We start from the raw sequence: 15,411 nt of genomic DNA, 5'->3' as shown, positions 1-15,411 counted from the left end.
GCCGTTCGTCCGGCACGGCTCGGGCCGTTCGCCGGAGATCACCGACCAGGCGCCCTGTGACGGTGACAGCGGCGTCCGAGGACGGCCTCACCGCACTCGGACGGCAGCTCCCCGCTCTGCGCTGCGGCTGACGCCGACCCCGAGGAGCCCCGCTGAGGCACCGCCGGGACGGTCCGTGGCCCGGCCGAGGCGGACGACCGCGGTCGGCGCACGGTCAGGCAGGTCGAGGTCCTGCTCCTGCACGGCGATCACCAGCGAGGTCTCGGGCAGCAGCCGGGGCAGCGCGGCCAGCAGCGCCTCGGCGGTGGGGCGGTCCAGCCCGGCGGTGGGTTCGTCGAGCAGCAGCACCGGAGGGCGCCTCAGCACTGCGCGCGCGGTGGCAAGGCGCCTTCGCTGCCCCTGCGACAGCAGACGCCCGCCGGCGCCCACCGGGGCGTCGAGCGGCAGGGCCGCGAGGCCTGCTGCTTCCAGTACAACCCGTAGGGCGGCGACGTCGGCCGAGGGCGCCGCCTGACGCAGATTGGCCACCACCGTGTCATCGGCCAGCCAGTCGTCGGCCTCCACCAGGGTGACCGTCTCGGCGACGGTCCGGGCCGACAGCTCATTGATTGGCGTGCCGTCGAGGAGGACTGTGCCGGCGGGCACCGGTAGACGCCCGGCGAGCTGCCCGAGCAGTGTCGACTTCCCGCTGCCATTGGGGCCGGTGACCAGAACCAAGCCAGGGCCCTGCAAGGTCGTGGTGAGGGGCGCGGACGCCGCGAGGAGCGGGAGGCCGATCGTCTTCACGGAGTGGGTGGCCGGCCGCTGTCGGTCCGCGGGCTGCTCCTGGGCAGCAAACGGCGCAAGGCGTTCGGCTGCGTCGCCTGCCTGGGCCAGGTGTTGCAGCAGCCCGGGGAGTCTCTCCAGCAGTTCCCACCCGGCGGCCATCAGCAGCACCTCGCTCACCACGGCGGCGACAGGCTGGGCCGGAGCTGCGCACAGGCCGATCACCAGCACCGACGCCTGACCCAGCGCGGCGAGAAGACGCAGGCCCAGACGGCCCAGTCGTTCGGCTCGGGCGGCAGCCCACTCGGCGGATTCGACAGCCGTCATGGCAGTTGTCGCCGTCCGTTGTGCCTGTGGCACGGCGTCCAGGCACCGCAGTTCATTGAAGGCGGCCCGGCTGCCGAGCAGCGCAGTACGCAGTGCGGCCCTGGCCTCGGCGGCGGTGGCCAGATGGGCTCGCGCAAGGCGGTGCGCTCGCCGGGCGCACACGAGGCCCGCCCCCCAGACCACCAGTGCGGTCGCGCCCAGCAGCGGCATCGCCCACAGCAGTAGGGTTTCGACCAGGCACGCGGTGGTGACCGCCGCGACCAACGGTGCGAAGACATTCGCGGGCAGTCCCGCGACGGTCTCCACATCGACGGTGAGCCGGGCGAGCAGCGTCCCGTCGCGTTGTCCGCGCAGTTCACGGGGCGTAAGGCGGGCAGCACCACGGGCCAGCCGGGCGCGCAGCGCCACAGAGGAGGTCAGCAGCGTCTGGTGGTTGACCAGGCGTTCGAGGTAGCGCAGCCCGGTGCGGGCCAAGGCCAGTGTCCGGACGGCGCCCGAGGGATACATCCAGGACCAGGTGGTGATGCCCTGCAGGGTGACCACGGCACAGGTCGTCAGGAACCACCCCGACACGCCGAGAAGTGCGACGCCGCTGAGTTCGCCCGCGGTCGCCAGCAGCAGGCCGGTCAGCAGGGCGCGGCGCGGAGCCACCGCGCGCAGCAGGCGCCAGGCGCCGGTCCGGTTCATCGGGCTCTCCCGTGGTCCAGCGTGATGACCTGGTCCGCCAGCGGCAGCAACGCCGGACTGTGGGTGGCGAGCAGGACCGTACGGTTCCGGGCCAGTGTCCGCAGCGCCGACAGGACCCGCTGCTCCGCTTCCGGGTCGAGGTGCGCGGTCGGTTCGTCCAGGCACAGCAGGGGTGCGTCCCGCAGCAACGCCCGGACGAGAGCCAGTTGTTGGGACTGCCCGGAGGACAGGCCGGTGCCGCGTTCGCCGAGTACTGTGTCCAGCCCCTGGGGCAGCGTGGTCAGGAGGTCTTCGAAGCCGAGGGCGGCGGTGGCGCCCAGCAGGTCGTGGTCGTTCGCGGTGGGCCGGGCGAGGAGGAGGTTCTCGCGCAGGGTGCCGGGCAGCAGGTGGGCCGGCTGGCCCACCCAGGAGACTCGGCTCGGTTCGGCGGGGACGGCCTGTCCGTCGAGCAGGTGGAGTGCGTGCCCGCCGTGCGGGGCGGACAGACCCGCCGCGACGGCCAACAGGCTGGACTTGCCCGCTCCGCTGGGTCCGGTGACGGCGAGGCACCGGCTCGGTGCGAGCCACACGCTGACGCGATCCAGGGCAGGTGTCTGACGTCCGGGGTGATGAACGGTGACGGCTTCCAGGCGCACCCCGGGGGACACCGCGGTCCGTCGTGCCGGCCGGGCCGGCTCGGCGGGTGGCAGGACGTTCTCACCGGGTGCGTCCAGGACCGGGGTCAGCAGCTCCGCGGCGGCGGCTGCCTGAGCGCGGGCGTGGTAGCCGGCGGCCAGGTCCCGGGCCGGGGCGAAGTAGGCGGGTACCAGGACGAGGACGAACAGCGCCGCGGACAGGCTCATGTGATCCGGTACGACGGGCAGATGCAGGTAGTCGAGCAGGACCAGACCGCAGTAGGTCGCCACCACGGCGAGGGTACCGGTGATGAGCAGTTCGACCCATGCGGTCGACAGGAAGGCGATCCGCAGCACCTTCTCGGTCCGCCCGGCGACCTCCCGGTCGTCCCGCTCCAGTGCCCGGGCCGCGTCGTCGTGCGCGCCGAGTCCGACCAGGGTGGGCAGTCCGCGCAGATGGTCCAGCAGCCGCGACTCATGGGTGCGGATCGCGGCCAGCTGGGCACGGACGGCGGTCTGCGTGCCCAGGCCGATGACCTTCAGGTTGGCCGGCAACAGTGGGGTGGCGGCCACCACGAGCAGGGCGACGAACCAGCTGCGGCAGGCGACAGCGGCCAGGACGATGCCACTGCCGAGCAGCATGGTGGTCCGCGCGGGCAGGTAACCGGTCAGCCAGTCGGTCAGTTGGTCGACCTCGCCGTCGACGGCCCGGGCCGGCGCCGCGTCGTCCAGATCGGTGCGGGCCGGCCCGCGGGCGGGCAATGCCCTCTCGATGATCCGGCGACGCAGGCCCTCGCGTACGGTGCGGCCACCGCGGGCGGCTGCCGCGTCCCCCGCGGCCAGCAGTCCGGCGCGGAGGGCCACTCCGGCCGCGGTCAGGAGGGCGGGCAGCAATACGGCCGCCGCGGGCAGGTCGCCCCGCAGTGCCGACAGGCCTCGTTGCGCGCCCTCGGAGAGCCCGCCCGCCCACAGGACGGTGCCCAACTGGGCCGCGCCGCGCAGGATTCCCGCGCGACGCAGCTCGGGCCGGCCGACGGCAGCCCAGGCCCTGAGCCTGGCGTGGACCAGGTTCTCGTCTCTCTCCGCGGCCAACTCGTCCAGGAGTACGGCGGTGTTGCTCACGAGGTGGTCTCCGCCTCTGCGTCCGCGTCGAAGTATCCAGCGCGGCGGTCACGGCGGTCGCCGATGACCCAGGCGGCCAGTGCCGTACAACCCAGCAGGGTGACGCCGATCGGGCCGATCAGGTCCGAGGCGCCGCCGAACACATCCTGGGAAAGGGCGGTGGCCAGGATACCGAGCACCACCAGCAGGACGCGCCGTACGATCGTCCACGGCGCGCTGCTGGGCACGGGTGTGGCCGGGAGGGGGCGGGCACGGGTGGACAGCGGCGGGACGGGGTTTTCCACCGGATCGGTGTACTTGCCGCGGAAACTGCGCCACGCGTAGATGTTGTACGCGAGGACGAACGGCATGCACAGGCCGACGCCGAGGACCAGGAAGAGCTGGGAGGAGTGCGGGCTCGCGGCCTGATGAACGGTCAGCCCGGGTGGGACGACGACCGGCATGGAGAGGGCCACCAGCCCCAGCAGCCCGCCGACTGTCATGGTGGCCACGGCCGCGAACGGCCGCCAGTCGGGGCCGCGGCCGAAGCCGTACCAGGCGACGGCGGCGGCCCCGACGACGACGGCGACGGCGAGCCAGAACAGCACGGTCCGCACCGGCTGGCCCAGGTGGAACTGCTGCGGATCGGCGCTCCGCAGCAACAGGCCGAGTACGAGCGCCATGAGCGCGGTGACCGTCAGCAGGGACCGTCCGGTGCGGCGGACTTCCGGCCGGGACCACCCTTCGGTCTTGTCCTGCAGCCAGGCAGCTCCTGCCAGCAGATAGACGACGACCAGACCGAGTGCACACAGCCCGCTGTAGAGGCTGAACCAGTCCAGGGCGCCGCCGTGGAAGGTTCCGTTCCGCTGCTGCGGTCCGGTGAGCAGGGCACCGAGGACAAGTCCTTGGCACACGGTGGCGGCGAGCGACGCCCAGCCGAACAGCAGCGCCCAGCCGCGACGGTAGGCGCCGGCCGCGCTCTGCATCTCAAGGCCCAGTCCGCGCAGAATGACGGAGACCAGCATGACGATCAGCGGCAGGTAGACGCTGGGCAGGACTACGGAGTAGGCGCCGGGCAGGCCTGCCCACAGCACGACGCCGACCAGGATGAGCCAGCTCTCATTGGCGTCCCAGGCTGTGGCGACGATCTCGCCGTACTCCCGTCGGCGCTCGGGCTTGGCCGCCAGACTGAGCATGCCCACCCCGAGGTCGTAACCGTCGAGGACGACGTACATGCCGAGCGAGAAAAGAACCAGGGCATAACCAACATACTCAAGCAACGAGGGCCTCCGATACGTCGGGCGAGGCGGGTCCGCCGGGCAACGCCTCGGGCCCGGCCTTGACCGTGCGGACGATGTAGCGAGCCCAGATGACCAGCAGGGTGGCGTAGAGCAGGATGAAGCCGGCCAGGCTGGCGGCGACTTCGGGTGTGGTGAGGTGGGAGACCGCGTCGGCGGTGCGCAGCCGGCCGTACACCACCCAGGGCTGGCGGCCCGTCTCGGCCACGATCCAGCCGCCTGTGATGGCGATGATCCCGGCCGGGGTCATCCACACCATCCACCGCAGGAATCGCGGCGAGTCGAACAGGCGCCGCCGCATGCGCAGGACCACGCCCGCGAAGGCCGTGCCGAACATGAGCAGCGCGGTGAAGTACATTGCGCGGAACCCGTAGAAGGTGGTCCACATGTTGGGGCGTTCGTCGGGTGGGGTCTGGAGCAGTCCGGGCGTCTTCGTCTTGCCGCTGAGGTCTTGGGCGATGACCGAGCCGAGGTAGGGAACCTCGACGCGCAGCCGGTTCTCGCCCTTGCCCGTGTCGGGGATGACGAGCAGGTTGTAGCCGTTGTTGTCGCTTTTCCAGTTCCCTTCGAACGCCTCCAGCTTGGGTAGTTGGTGCTGTCCCATGAAGGCCGCCGTGCCGTCTCCCACGTACAGCTGTATCGGCATCAGCACCCCGAGCACCCCGAGGGCGATGGACAGGCAGCGCCGGGCCATGGGCTGGGCGTGGACCCGGTTCTTGACCAGGTACCAGGCGGAGATGCCGCCGACGAACCAGGCGGCGCTGATCAGCACGGCCAGCAGCATGTGCGGGAAGCGGTGCGCGAAGGCGGGGTTGAACAGGATGCTGAACCAGTTGCCGGCGTGGAACTGGCCGTCGACCTTCCGGTAGCCGACCGGGTCCTGCATCCAGCTGTTGGCCGAGAGGATCCAGGTGGTGGACAGCAGGGTTCCGAAGGCGACCATCCAGCTGGCCAGGGCCATGGTGCGCGGGCGGATGCGCCCGTCCCCGTAGAGCATCAGACCGATGAAGCCCGCCTCCAGGAAGAAGGCAGTGATCACTTCCATGCCGATGGTGACCCCGATGACAGGGCCGACCGCATGGGCGTACGTACCCCAGTTGAGGCCGAATTCGAAGGTCATCACGGTGCCCGCGACGACGCCCAGTCCGAAGCCGACGGCGAAGATCTTCTTCCAGAACCGGAAGATCTGCAGGTACAGAGGATTCCCCGTGCGTGCGTAGACCGTGTACACCACGGCCAGGAGCACGGAGAGCCCGACGGTGAGCGCGGGGAAGGTCATATGGAAGATCGCGGTGATCGCGAACTGCCATCGGGACAGCTCGACGACGGTGGGCGAAGCCATGGGTACTCCCGGGGAGCAGCAGACTTGACAGGGCATCGGGCGCGGGCCGGGTCTCAGGGCCTCGCCGGAGGCAGGGACATGCACCGCATGGGGGATAGGGGCGGGCTCCTCAGCGGGGTGCAGCCGGGGCGCGCGGCGGTGGGTGCGCAGGCACACCCGGGCGGGATCGTCCGAGGCCGGCGGTCGAGTGCCACCGCACCCCCGGGTCGATCACGCCCCATGCCGACCGCCGCCTGGCCGCTTGGCCCAGCGTTCCGCTGTCGGCGGGTCCCGCCTTGCTCAGGCGCGGACCAGCAGCGTGTCCACCAGGTGCCCGGCCGGGAACCATGCCTGCCGTTCGCCGGTGCGGGCGACCGCGTCATGGGCCTTTGTCAGGATGGTCTCGTGGGCTTCGAGCAGCCGCGACAGCACCTTGTCCAGGCGCCGGAAGGAGTCCCTGCGCGCGTCGTAGGACAGCGCGACGGGAAGCTGCTTGACGATTCCGAATTCCTGGATCACCGAGCCCTCCGGACGCGGCCACGGCTGACTGCTCGTGGGCTGGGAGCTGGTGGTCATGACGTGCCTCCTGCGATGCGGTGCTGGAAATGCACGGTTGACGCTAGGGGCTGAAGCGGGGGACATGTTGCCCTCAAGTGCACGTGCAGCTGCCCGTCAGCGCACCGAGCGTCCCTCGGCTCGCCGGGCGTTCACTCTCGGGCCGACAGCCGTGCGCTGCCCCGCGTCACCTGCTGGTCGAGGACTCCGACCGGGGCGTCCAGGCGAACCGAATCGTCACAGCTCGGGGCCGGTGCGCTGCTGGAACCGATCTCGTGCACGGACAGTCAACTGTGGCTCAGGCCGCTCACTAACGTGATCCAGGCGTGAGGCTGCCCCGCTGTGCCCTCGCAGGGGGGCGTCCATCGTAAGGCCGGAATACGAAGAGTGCCATGGCCAAGCAGACCATCGCGGAACAATACGTCGACCTGATGGCCCGTGCGGGCGTGCGCCGTATCTACGGCGTGGTCGGGGACAGCCTGAACCCGGTGGTCGACGCGGTCAGACGGCACGACACGATGGAATGGGTCCAGGTACGGCACGAGGAGGTCGCGGCGTTCGCCGCCGGCGCGGAGGCCCAGCTCACCGGCCGACTGGCCGCCTGCGCGGGCTCCTGTGGCCCCGGCAACCTCCACCTGATCAACGGGCTCTACGACGCCCACCGCTCGATGGCACCGGTACTCGCGCTGGCCGCCCACATACCCAGCGGCGAGATCGGAACCGGGTACTTCCAGGAGACCCACCCCGACCGGCTGTTCGCCGAGTGCAGTCACTACTCCGAGCTGATCTCCTCGCCCCACCAGATGCCGCGCGTGGTGCAGACGGCGATCCAGCACGCCGTCGGCCGACGCGGTGTCTCGGTCGTGGCCCTGTCCGGCGACACCGCCGGCGAGGACTCCCCGGACACGGCACCCGAACTCGCCATGCCCCTGGACCTGCCCGCCATCCGGCCCAGCGACCAGGAAGTCACCCGGCTCACGGAGTTGGTGGACGGTGCCGAACGCGTCATGGTGTTCTGCGGGCGGGGCGTCGCCGGAGCACATGCCGAGGTGATGGCGTTCGCGGAGAAGATCAAGGCGCCGGTCGGGCACGCGCTGCGCGGCAAGGAGCATATCCAGTACGACAACCCGTTCGACGTCGGCATGTCCGGTCTGCTCGGCTACGGAGCCGCGCACGAGGCCATGCACGAGTGCGATCTGCTGCTGCTTCTCGGCACGGACTTCCCGTACACCGACTTCCTGCCCCGCCATGTGCGGACCGTACAGGTCGACGTGCAGCCCGAGCGGCTGGGGCGGCGCACCCAACTCGACCTCGCGGTCTGGGGTGATGTGCGCGAGACTCTGCGGTGCCTCACGCCCGCGGTGCGGGAGAAGCGGTCGCGCCGGTTCCTCGACCGCATGCTGGAGCGGCACGCCCACGCACTCGAGGGCGCCGTGAACGCCTACACCCGCAACGTCGACAAGCACACCCCGATCCACCCCGAGTTCGTGGCCTCCGTGCTGGACGAAGAGGCTGACGACAATGCCGTGTTCACCGTGGACACCGGCATGTGCTGCGTGTGGGCGGCGCGTTACCTCACGCCGAACGGCCGTCGGCGCATCCTCGGCTCCTTCGTCCATGGCTCGATGGCCAACGCGCTGCCCCAGGCCATCGGTGCGCAGTTCCTCGACCGCGATCGGCAGGTCGTCTCCCTCTCCGGCGATGGGGGCTTCTCCATGCTGATGGGCGACTTCCTCACGCTCGTCCAATACGGCCTCCCCGTGAAGGTGGTCGTCTTCAACAACTCCTCCCTCGGCATGGTCGACCTGGAGATGATGGTCGACGGCCTGCCCCCGCACGCCACGACCTACGCGCACACCGACTACGCCGCCATCGCCACGGCGGCCGGGGCACGCGGCATTCGGGTGGAGAAGCCCGCCGAGGTGCGCGAAGCGCTGCGCGAGGCCTTCGCCCATGACGGGCCCGCACTGGTCGACGTCGTCACCGACCCGGCCGCCCTGGCCGTTCCGCCGAAGATCACCACCGAGCAGATCAGCGGCTTCGCTCTGTCCGCGAGTCGGACGGTCCTGAGCGGAGGCGTCGGGCGAATGGTCCACCTGGCTCGGGCCAACTTGCGGAACATTCCCCGCCCTTGAGGCCGGTGCACGTGTGTGAGGGGCGCGGTTCCGCCCACGCCCTGGAACTCCTGGCGCATGGGGGATCAACGCCATCGGGCCGCTCCCCACACGCCGCCTGCGGACCGGATCACGAAGCGGCGGTGGGCGGCGGACCGTGGTGAGCGCCGTCCGAAACCTGCCCGGAATCCTGAGAGCCCGGCCCGGCGCCTTCGGACCATGGTGCACGAGGGCCGGCCTGATCCGGGACGGCCGGCCCCGACGCCGTGTCGAAGGCATGCGTCACCTCGGGCAGGGTCCCGGGGACGAGCAGCTCACGAGCCCGCTCCTCGTGGCTGCGGTCGGTGGCCGTCAGACGGACGTGGTGCTGGGCGCGGTGTTCCGCCCAGGAGGCGACCAGGTAGGTCTCGACGAAGCGTTGCGGGTCGTTGCCGTCCTGGTAGAGGCCCCAGGTGAGGGCCCCCGTACGACGCCTGGAACGGGCGACACGGTGCATGCGGTCCGTGAACTCGGCGCGCTTGTCCGCAGGGACGCGGTAGACCACGGAGACCAGGACCGGGCCGTCGGTCTCCCCCGGCTCGAACACCAGGGGCGGAGCGGGCCAGTGGTCGGACGGTGAGGGGTTGATGCCCTCGGCGTCGTGCAGCGGCCACCGGCGTACGCTGGCGGCGCTGAGCAGCATCGCGGCGCCGGCGATCAGCAGACAGGCGCTGAGGCCGACCCAGTCGGCCACCGCACCCCACAGGGGTGCGGTCAGCGCCTGACCGCCCTGGAAGACCAGGAGATAGACCGCGAGCCCCCGGGCCCTGACCCAGGCGGGGAGCCGGGACTGCACGGCCGCGTTGAGCGTGGACAGCACCCCGATCCAGGCAAGACCCGCAGGCAGCAGAGCGACCGTCACCAGCCACGGCACCCGGACCGTGGCCAGTACCGCCAGCACCCCGGCGAAGACCACAGCGCCGGCGGCGAGCGTGCCGTTGGCCCCCAGCACCCGGCGTATGCGAGGCAGTGCGAAGGCCCCCGCCACCGCTCCCACGCCCACCGCCGCCAGCAGCAGTCCGTATCCGCCCGAGCCGAGGCCGAGGGAGCGGCTCGCCGTCAGGGGCAGCAGGGCCCACAGGGCGGAGCCGCCCGGTATGAACAGGAGCGTACGCAGGAGGACTCGGCGTACGCCCGGCGCGTTCCATACGTAGCGTCGGCCGGCATACAGGGCCGCCAGCAGCCGTTCGTTCCCCGCGGCGGGGGCGGCCGTCTGGGGGCGCCGCCACACCACGAGAACGGCCGCGATGCCCAGGTAGGAGGCAGCGTTGAAGGCGAAGACCCATCCCGCGCCCGCCGCCGCGACCACCGCCCCGCCGAGGGCCGGGCCGACGGCACGGGCCAGGTTCATGTTCACCGCCCCCAGTGCCGCCGCCTGACCGAGCTGTCGGCGTTCCACCAACTCGGACTGGATCGCCTGCCAGGCCGGGCCCATCAGCGCGGTGCCGCACCCCAGCAGGAAGGTGAGGACGAGCAGTACGGTCGGCGTGAGGCCGCTCGTGAACGCCAGCACAGCCAGCACACTGGACACCGCGAGCATCGCGAACTGCGCGGCCAGCAGCACCGAGCGTCGGTCGAATCGGTCGGCGATCACCCCGGAAGGCAGGGCCAGCAGCACGACGGGAAGGCTGGAGGCGGTCTGGATGAGCGTCACCAGCGCGGCACTGTCTCCGACCAGCAGCCACTGGGCGCCCACCGTCTGCATCCAGCTGCCGATGTTCGAAACCAGCTGGGCGATCCACAGGGCCCGGAAGACGCGGGCCGCGAGCGGTGCCCACGGCGAGTCGGTCGGTGCGGGTGCCGGCTTTGACGGTGGGGTGCTCATGCGCGTCCAGACCGCGTGCGGGGGAGAGGCGACGGTCCGGGCGGGCCGGGGCGCCTGCCCTGTGGGTGTCATCGCTCGTGACCCTACGGGCCGCCGACTCCCGGCTCTTGACCGGGAGCGCACGGGATGTGGTCCGGCAGTGCATCGGCGCGGGTGGCCTCGGCCGCCAGGTCTTGGCCGAAGCTCGTCAGTACGGTCAGCTCGGCGATGATCTCGTCGATCAGCGCCAGAGAGAGCGCGGTGTGTGCGGCCGTGTCGTCGCCCGGCCGGGCGACGGGGTGATGACACGGTCTGCTCGCGTTCGCCCGCCGAATCTCACACGGCCCGGGCCTACGCCGTGTTGCCCGCCCGTCGCGCCCGGCCGGCTGCGCCTGACGTCCCGGCACTCATCACGGAGGCCGAGTGTCCCGTCCCAGATCTCGACCCGCGGCAGGCCGGGCACGCCCGCGCGTGGGGGCCCTGTCGGGAGCGGTCGCGGCTCTCGGCTCGCTGACGCTATTCGGCTTCCCGGCCCAGGCCGATCCGCGACCGTCTCAGCAGGGCGACCCGGAGGTGATCCGCGCTTGCTACAACGAGCGCACGGGTGTCCTGCGCCATTGTGTCGGACGACGAGGAGTGCCGTCGCCATGAACGGCCACTGTCCTGGTCCCGGCAACCACAGCCGGGGCCCCAGGGACCGGCGGGACCGCAGGGCTCGCAAGGACCGGCAGGGCTGGCGGGACCAGCAGGATCGCAGGGACCGGCGGGACCGGTCGGGCCGGCAGGCTTGCAGGGACCGGCGGGGCCGATCGGGCCGGCAGGTTCGCAAGGACCCGCGGGACCGGCTGGATCGCAGGGCTCGCAAGGACCGGCAGGGCTGGCGGGACCAGCAGGATCGCAGGGACCGGCGGGACCGGCAGGGTCCCAGGGAGCGCAAGGACCGCAGGGCCCAGGGGGGTCGGCGGGGCCGCAGGGACCACAAGGATCGGGCGGGCCCGGGGTTCTCGCCGGGGTCGTCAGATTCGTCGACGCCACCGAGACGGACGGTTTCGTCGGCGCCGCCGGGCAGGCCGACCTGGAGCCGACGGCCGACGCCGCGGGCACGCCGCTGGCGGACGACCTCCATGTCGGTCGCCTCCGGGTGAGGGCCGGTCAGGCGGCACCGAACGTCACCGTCACCATCGTGCGCAACGGCACACCCACGGCGCTGAGTTGCGCCACCGACGCCACCGGCACCTGTGTCGCGATCGCGGTCATCCCCGTCGCGTTCGGGGCGGGTGACACTATCGCCGCCGAGATCCAGCACTCCGCCGGCTCGCCCCTGCGTGATGTCCGCTGGTCCACGGACCTGGAGCCCTGACATGACCGTGGCCAGACGCACCTTGGCTCTGCACACGCTCGCCGTCGGCGTGGCCTGCGCGATTCCCTCCGGGGTCGGCCTCGGGCGGGCGGAAGCCGCGGCCCGTACCGGCCAGGCCGCTGCCGGCCCTCTCCCCGGCCCCTCGCGGGCCGAGTGGAAGCGCCTCGTCGGATCAGAACTGCATGTCGTCCATCGCCCGGGCCTGCTTCTGATCGTGGACGGGGTCGAGGACTCGTCGGCCGTCACCCGCAAGAACCGTGTGCCAGACCGAGGTGAGGTATTCACGATCCGCTTCGCCCAGCGGTCGGGCCCGGCCCTGCGCGAGGGCATCCACTCCCTTCACCTCCCCGTCCGCGGCCACTCGCCACTCTTCCTCAGCCCCACGGGGCGCAAGGCGCGCTACCGGGCCGTGGTCAACATGTGGCTGCCGCTGAACGGCAGCGGAAAGGCGCTGAACGGTGTCGGAGCAGTATCTCGGTGAAATTCGGATGGTTGGGCTTCACCTTCGCCCCCAACGGCTGGGCCATGTGCAACGGCCAGCTGCTGCCCATCTCCCAGAACGCCGCCCTCTTCTCCCTCCTCGGCACGACCTACGGAGGCAACGGCACGACGACCTTCGCCCTCCCCGACCTGCGGGGGCGCGTGCCCATGCATTCAGGACAAGGCACCGGGCTCTCCGCGCGTTCCCTCGGCGAGTCCGGCGGCACGGAAAACATCACGCTCACCACCGGTCGGATGCCCTCGCACAGCCACACCCTGAATGGCGTCGCCGGACGTCAGGACACCAACCGAGTTGCGGGAGCCGCCCCCAGCACCGGCGGCTACTACAGCACACAGACACCGGGGACCGCCATGCACCCGGCCGCCATCGACGCGACCGGAGGAGGCCAGTCGCACCCCAACGTGCAGCCTTTCCTCTGCGTCAACTTCATCATCGCCCTCGAAGGAATCTACCCGTCACAAAATTGACCACCACCATCACCTTCCGGGTGCAGGAAGACGCGGACAACGAGTTCCTGCGCCGCCTGTTCGCCGCTGTCCTCGACGCCGCCCTGGGACTCCACGCCTGGCCCGAGCGTGAACGCGAGTGCATGCTGCGCCTGCAGTACGACGCACGCGAACGCGACTGGGGGAAGCGCCATCCGCCCGGGCGGCTCGAGATCATCGAGGCCGACGGTGTGCCGGCCGGCCGGATCCGGCTGTCGCAGCCGGAGGCCGACGCGTCCCGCCGCGTCGTCGACCTTGCCGTCCTGCCCGGGTTCCGGCGCCGGGGCCTCGCGAGTGCGGCGCTCGTACGTCACGGGGAAGAGTTCCGCCTCAACGTCTCGCGCACCAATCTGCCCGCCCAACGCCTCTACGACCGCAACGGGTTCGCGCCGCACGGCGGCGACGCGCTCGATTTGTACCTCCACCGGCCACCCCTGCATATGGCGGTTCCGGCTCGATCGCAGCTGCGCGCCTTCCGTCACGTGGCGGACAGACTCCACGCCCCGGCGGAGCGGATCTGGTAGTAGCCGCGGCCCGGCGCGGCCCTAGGCCACCGTCACCCCGTAGGCGAGGCGGTCGTCCAGCGCCTCCAACTGGATCAGACTCGGGCCCGCGTAGTGCAGGGCGACCGGGCCCGGTTCCCTCGGTAGTGGACGACAGCCGATCCGGTCCCGCTGATCTCGTCCCGGAAGCGCGGCACTTCTCGCAGGCAGGGGTGTTGCAGTCACCGTCCGCGCTTCCCGGTCGCCGGCGGCAAACACTCGGAAGGCGATCACCGAACGCACCGGCGTCGTGCGAGGCCGTACGCGCGGGAGCCCCCACCGACGCACGGCGCGGGGTTCTCGGTTCGGGTGCGGTCGCCACGGCGTCAGGAGCCGCCGGCTTCCGGCTCGTGCCAGGTGATCGCCCCGGAGGGGCAGAGACCGGCGGCCATCTGTGCGGCCGCGCCATGGGTGATGGGCGGCTCGACGTGGAGCAGGAGCACGCGGCCGTCGTCGGGATCCTGGTCGAAGACTTCGGGGGCGGTCAGTGCGCACATCCCGGCGCCGATGCAGCGCTCACGGTCGACGCGCAGGCGTGTCGTTCTCATGACCTCTCCTTGTCCCAGGTGACTGGGAGGCTTGACCCCGTAGATGTCCGCGGCCTCCGGGCGCAGATCGACCTCCTCCGCCGGTACGGCCAGACGCAGCGTGGGGAAGCGGTCGATCAGCGCGGGGAGCGCGACCCGCAGTTCGACGCGGGCCAGCTGCTGGCCCAGGCACTGGTGGAGGCCGTGGCCGAAGGCCAGGTGCCCGACGCTCTGCCTGCGGATGTCGAGCGCGTGGGGATCGGCGAAGCGGTCGGGGTCGCGGTTGGCGGTGTGGTACGACAGGACGACCGTCGTGCCGGCCTCGATGGTCTGGCCGCCCAGCTCGACGTCCTCCAGCGCCGTCCTCATGAACGACTTGGCGACGCTCAGATACCGCAGCAGCTCCTCCACGGCCCGGTCGGCGAGCCCGGGATCGGCGCGCAGAGCGGCCAGTTGCGCAGGGTTCTGCAGCAGCGCGAAGGTGCCGAGGGACAGCATGTTCGCGGTGGTGTCGAGCCCGGCCGCCAGCAGAATGAGGCCGATCCCCTTCAGCTCCTCATCGGCCAGATCGCTGTCGGTGAGTTCGCTGAGCACGTCGTCGGTGGGATTCGCGCGCTTGGCGGCTACCAGTCCCGCGATGTAGTCCTGGGTCGCGGTGTAGGCCGCTATCAGCTCCTCCTCGCTCGTCTCCCCGCCCATGCACGCGTCGATCTGCTCCTGGAAGGAGCCCCGGTCCCCGTACGGCACCCCCAGCAGCTCACAGATGATGATGGCGGGAATGGGCTTGGCGAACGAGGTCACCAGATCCGCCGGCGGTCCGGCCCGCTCCATGGCGTCCAGACATGCGGCGGTGATCTGCTCGACCCGCTCGGTGAGCAGTCGCATCCGCCGCACGGTGAACTTGCCCACCAGCGGCTTCCGGTAGCGCCCGTGCTGCGGCTCGTCCATGAGCAGGAACTCGCCGGGCGGCGCCGCAGGAATCTCGTAGTCGACCACGTTCAGGAGCTCCCTGCGCGAGCTGAACCGTGAGTCGGCCAGGACCGACCTGACCAGGTCGTATTCGGTGATCAGCCAGCCGGGTTTGCCGCCGGGGTGGGTGTAGCGGCTGATGGGGCCGTGTCGGCGGGCGTCGATCAGCTCTGCCGGCGGGTCGAAGGGGCAGCCGGGCTGACGCGTCGTCGGCAGCGTCGTGACGGTGTGGACGGAGTCACCCATGGCCATTCCTCATCTCGCGACAGTACACGTTCGACATTGAATGAAAGCTACGTTGCATTCGGAGTTCCGTCAGTCATCAGAAAGGCATTATCCCAGATGGATGGCAGTAAATTGATGCAATGACGCTGAGATCGAATGCAATGCGGCGTTGCAAT

12 protein-coding genes and 1 pseudogene are annotated in these 15,411 nt (G+C 71.0%); 5 read left to right on the top strand and 8 right to left on the bottom strand.

Annotated elements, in window-relative coordinates; all coding sequences use genetic code 11:
• Positions 1–87: 87 nt before the first annotated feature.
• The 5 genes from AB0L95_RS25160 to AB0L95_RS25140 form a co-directional block, all read right to left on the bottom strand.
• Entirely contained in the window at positions 88–1,779 is a 1,692-nt protein-coding gene (locus AB0L95_RS25160; RefSeq protein WP_365164726.1) for an ATP-binding cassette domain-containing protein, read from the bottom strand.
• A complete protein-coding gene (locus AB0L95_RS25155) occupies positions 1,776–3,515 on the bottom strand; it encodes an ATP-binding cassette domain-containing protein (protein ID WP_365164724.1) in 1,740 nt (579 codons plus the stop codon). Before AB0L95_RS25155 ends, AB0L95_RS25160 begins: the two co-directional genes overlap by 4 nt.
• The gene (locus tag AB0L95_RS25150; RefSeq protein WP_365164722.1) at positions 3,512–4,774 is read right to left on the bottom strand and encodes a cytochrome d ubiquinol oxidase subunit II; all 1,263 of its coding nucleotides are present in this window, start codon (positions 4,772–4,774) and stop codon (positions 3,512–3,514) included. Before AB0L95_RS25150 ends, AB0L95_RS25155 begins: the two co-directional genes overlap by 4 nt.
• The gene (locus tag AB0L95_RS25145) at positions 4,767–6,134 is read right to left on the bottom strand and encodes a cytochrome ubiquinol oxidase subunit I (protein WP_365164719.1); all 1,368 of its coding nucleotides are present in this window, start codon (positions 6,132–6,134) and stop codon (positions 4,767–4,769) included. Before AB0L95_RS25145 ends, AB0L95_RS25150 begins: the two co-directional genes overlap by 8 nt.
• Positions 6,135–6,413: 279 nt before the next feature.
• A complete protein-coding gene (locus AB0L95_RS25140) occupies positions 6,414–6,689 on the bottom strand; it encodes a hypothetical protein (RefSeq protein WP_365164717.1) in 276 nt (91 codons plus the stop codon).
• A gap of 371 nt (positions 6,690–7,060) precedes the next feature.
• On the opposite strand from AB0L95_RS25140, the gene AB0L95_RS25135 reads away from it, so the two are divergent.
• Positions 7,061–8,803: a pyruvate dehydrogenase gene (locus tag AB0L95_RS25135; RefSeq protein ID WP_365164715.1), complete on the top strand. Its 1,743-nt coding sequence runs from the start codon at positions 7,061–7,063 to the stop codon at positions 8,801–8,803.
• A gap of 109 nt (positions 8,804–8,912) precedes the next feature.
• On the opposite strand, the gene AB0L95_RS25130 is transcribed toward AB0L95_RS25135, so the two are convergent.
• Positions 8,913–10,646 carry an MFS transporter gene (locus tag AB0L95_RS25130; RefSeq protein WP_365164713.1) on the bottom strand — a complete coding sequence of 578 codons (1,734 nt, stop codon included), beginning with the start codon at positions 10,644–10,646 and terminating at the stop codon, positions 8,913–8,915.
• 1,162 nt (positions 10,647–11,808) lie between these two features.
• Between AB0L95_RS25130 and AB0L95_RS25125 the strand changes: the two genes are divergently transcribed.
• The 4 genes from AB0L95_RS25125 to AB0L95_RS25110 are packed head-to-tail and all read left to right on the top strand — an operon-like array spanning position 11,809 to position 13,496.
• Positions 11,809–11,985 (top strand): hypothetical protein, encoded by a 177-nt coding sequence (locus AB0L95_RS25125; protein WP_365164711.1) that lies wholly within the window; start codon positions 11,809–11,811, stop codon positions 11,983–11,985.
• Position 11,986: 1 nt separating this feature from the next.
• Positions 11,987–12,466 carry a hypothetical protein gene (locus AB0L95_RS25120; protein WP_365164709.1) on the top strand — a complete coding sequence of 160 codons (480 nt, stop codon included), beginning with the start codon at positions 11,987–11,989 and terminating at the stop codon, positions 12,464–12,466.
• Positions 12,463–12,954, top strand: a complete 492-nt coding sequence (locus AB0L95_RS25115) for a tail fiber protein (protein ID WP_365164707.1) — start codon at positions 12,463–12,465, stop codon at positions 12,952–12,954. Before AB0L95_RS25120 ends, AB0L95_RS25115 begins: the two co-directional genes overlap by 4 nt.
• Entirely contained in the window at positions 12,951–13,496 is a 546-nt protein-coding gene (locus AB0L95_RS25110) for a GNAT family N-acetyltransferase (protein ID WP_365164705.1), read from the top strand. Before AB0L95_RS25115 ends, AB0L95_RS25110 begins: the two co-directional genes overlap by 4 nt.
• Positions 13,497–13,840: 344 nt before the next feature.
• On the opposite strand, the gene AB0L95_RS25105 is transcribed toward AB0L95_RS25110, so the two are convergent.
• The gene (locus AB0L95_RS25105) at positions 13,841–14,062 is read right to left on the bottom strand and encodes a ferredoxin (RefSeq protein ID WP_365164702.1); all 222 of its coding nucleotides are present in this window, start codon (positions 14,060–14,062) and stop codon (positions 13,841–13,843) included.
• A pseudogene (locus AB0L95_RS25100) lies at positions 14,059–15,256 on the bottom strand (cytochrome P450). The gene AB0L95_RS25105 and the pseudogene AB0L95_RS25100 overlap by 4 nt, the downstream one beginning before the upstream one ends.
• Between the last annotated feature and the right edge of the window lie 155 nt (positions 15,257–15,411).

It is taken from the genome of Streptomyces sp. NPDC052036 (assembly GCF_040680495.1).
Classification (GTDB): domain Bacteria; phylum Actinomycetota; class Actinomycetes; order Streptomycetales; family Streptomycetaceae; genus Streptomyces.
Note: the sequence above shows the minus strand (reverse complement) of the source record. Positions and strands in the feature narration are given on the sequence as shown.

Coding starts and splice junctions, on each gene's coding strand:
- AB0L95_RS25160 (WP_365164726.1), bottom strand. CDS start 1,779: ATGAACCGGACCGGCGCCTGGCGCCTGCTGCGCGCGGTGGCTCCGCGC.
- AB0L95_RS25145 (WP_365164719.1), bottom strand. CDS start 6,134: ATGGCTTCGCCCACCGTCGTCGAGCTGTCCCGATGGCAGTTCGCGATC.
- AB0L95_RS25140 (WP_365164717.1), bottom strand. CDS start 6,689: ATGACCACCAGCTCCCAGCCCACGAGCAGTCAGCCGTGGCCGCGTCCG.
- AB0L95_RS25135 (WP_365164715.1), top strand. CDS start 7,061: ATGGCCAAGCAGACCATCGCGGAACAATACGTCGACCTGATGGCCCGT.
- AB0L95_RS25130 (WP_365164713.1), bottom strand. CDS start 10,646: ATGAGCACCCCACCGTCAAAGCCGGCACCCGCACCGACCGACTCGCCG.
- AB0L95_RS25120 (WP_365164709.1), top strand. CDS start 11,987: ATGACCGTGGCCAGACGCACCTTGGCTCTGCACACGCTCGCCGTCGGC.
- AB0L95_RS25105 (WP_365164702.1), bottom strand. CDS start 14,062: ATGAGAACGACACGCCTGCGCGTCGACCGTGAGCGCTGCATCGGCGCC.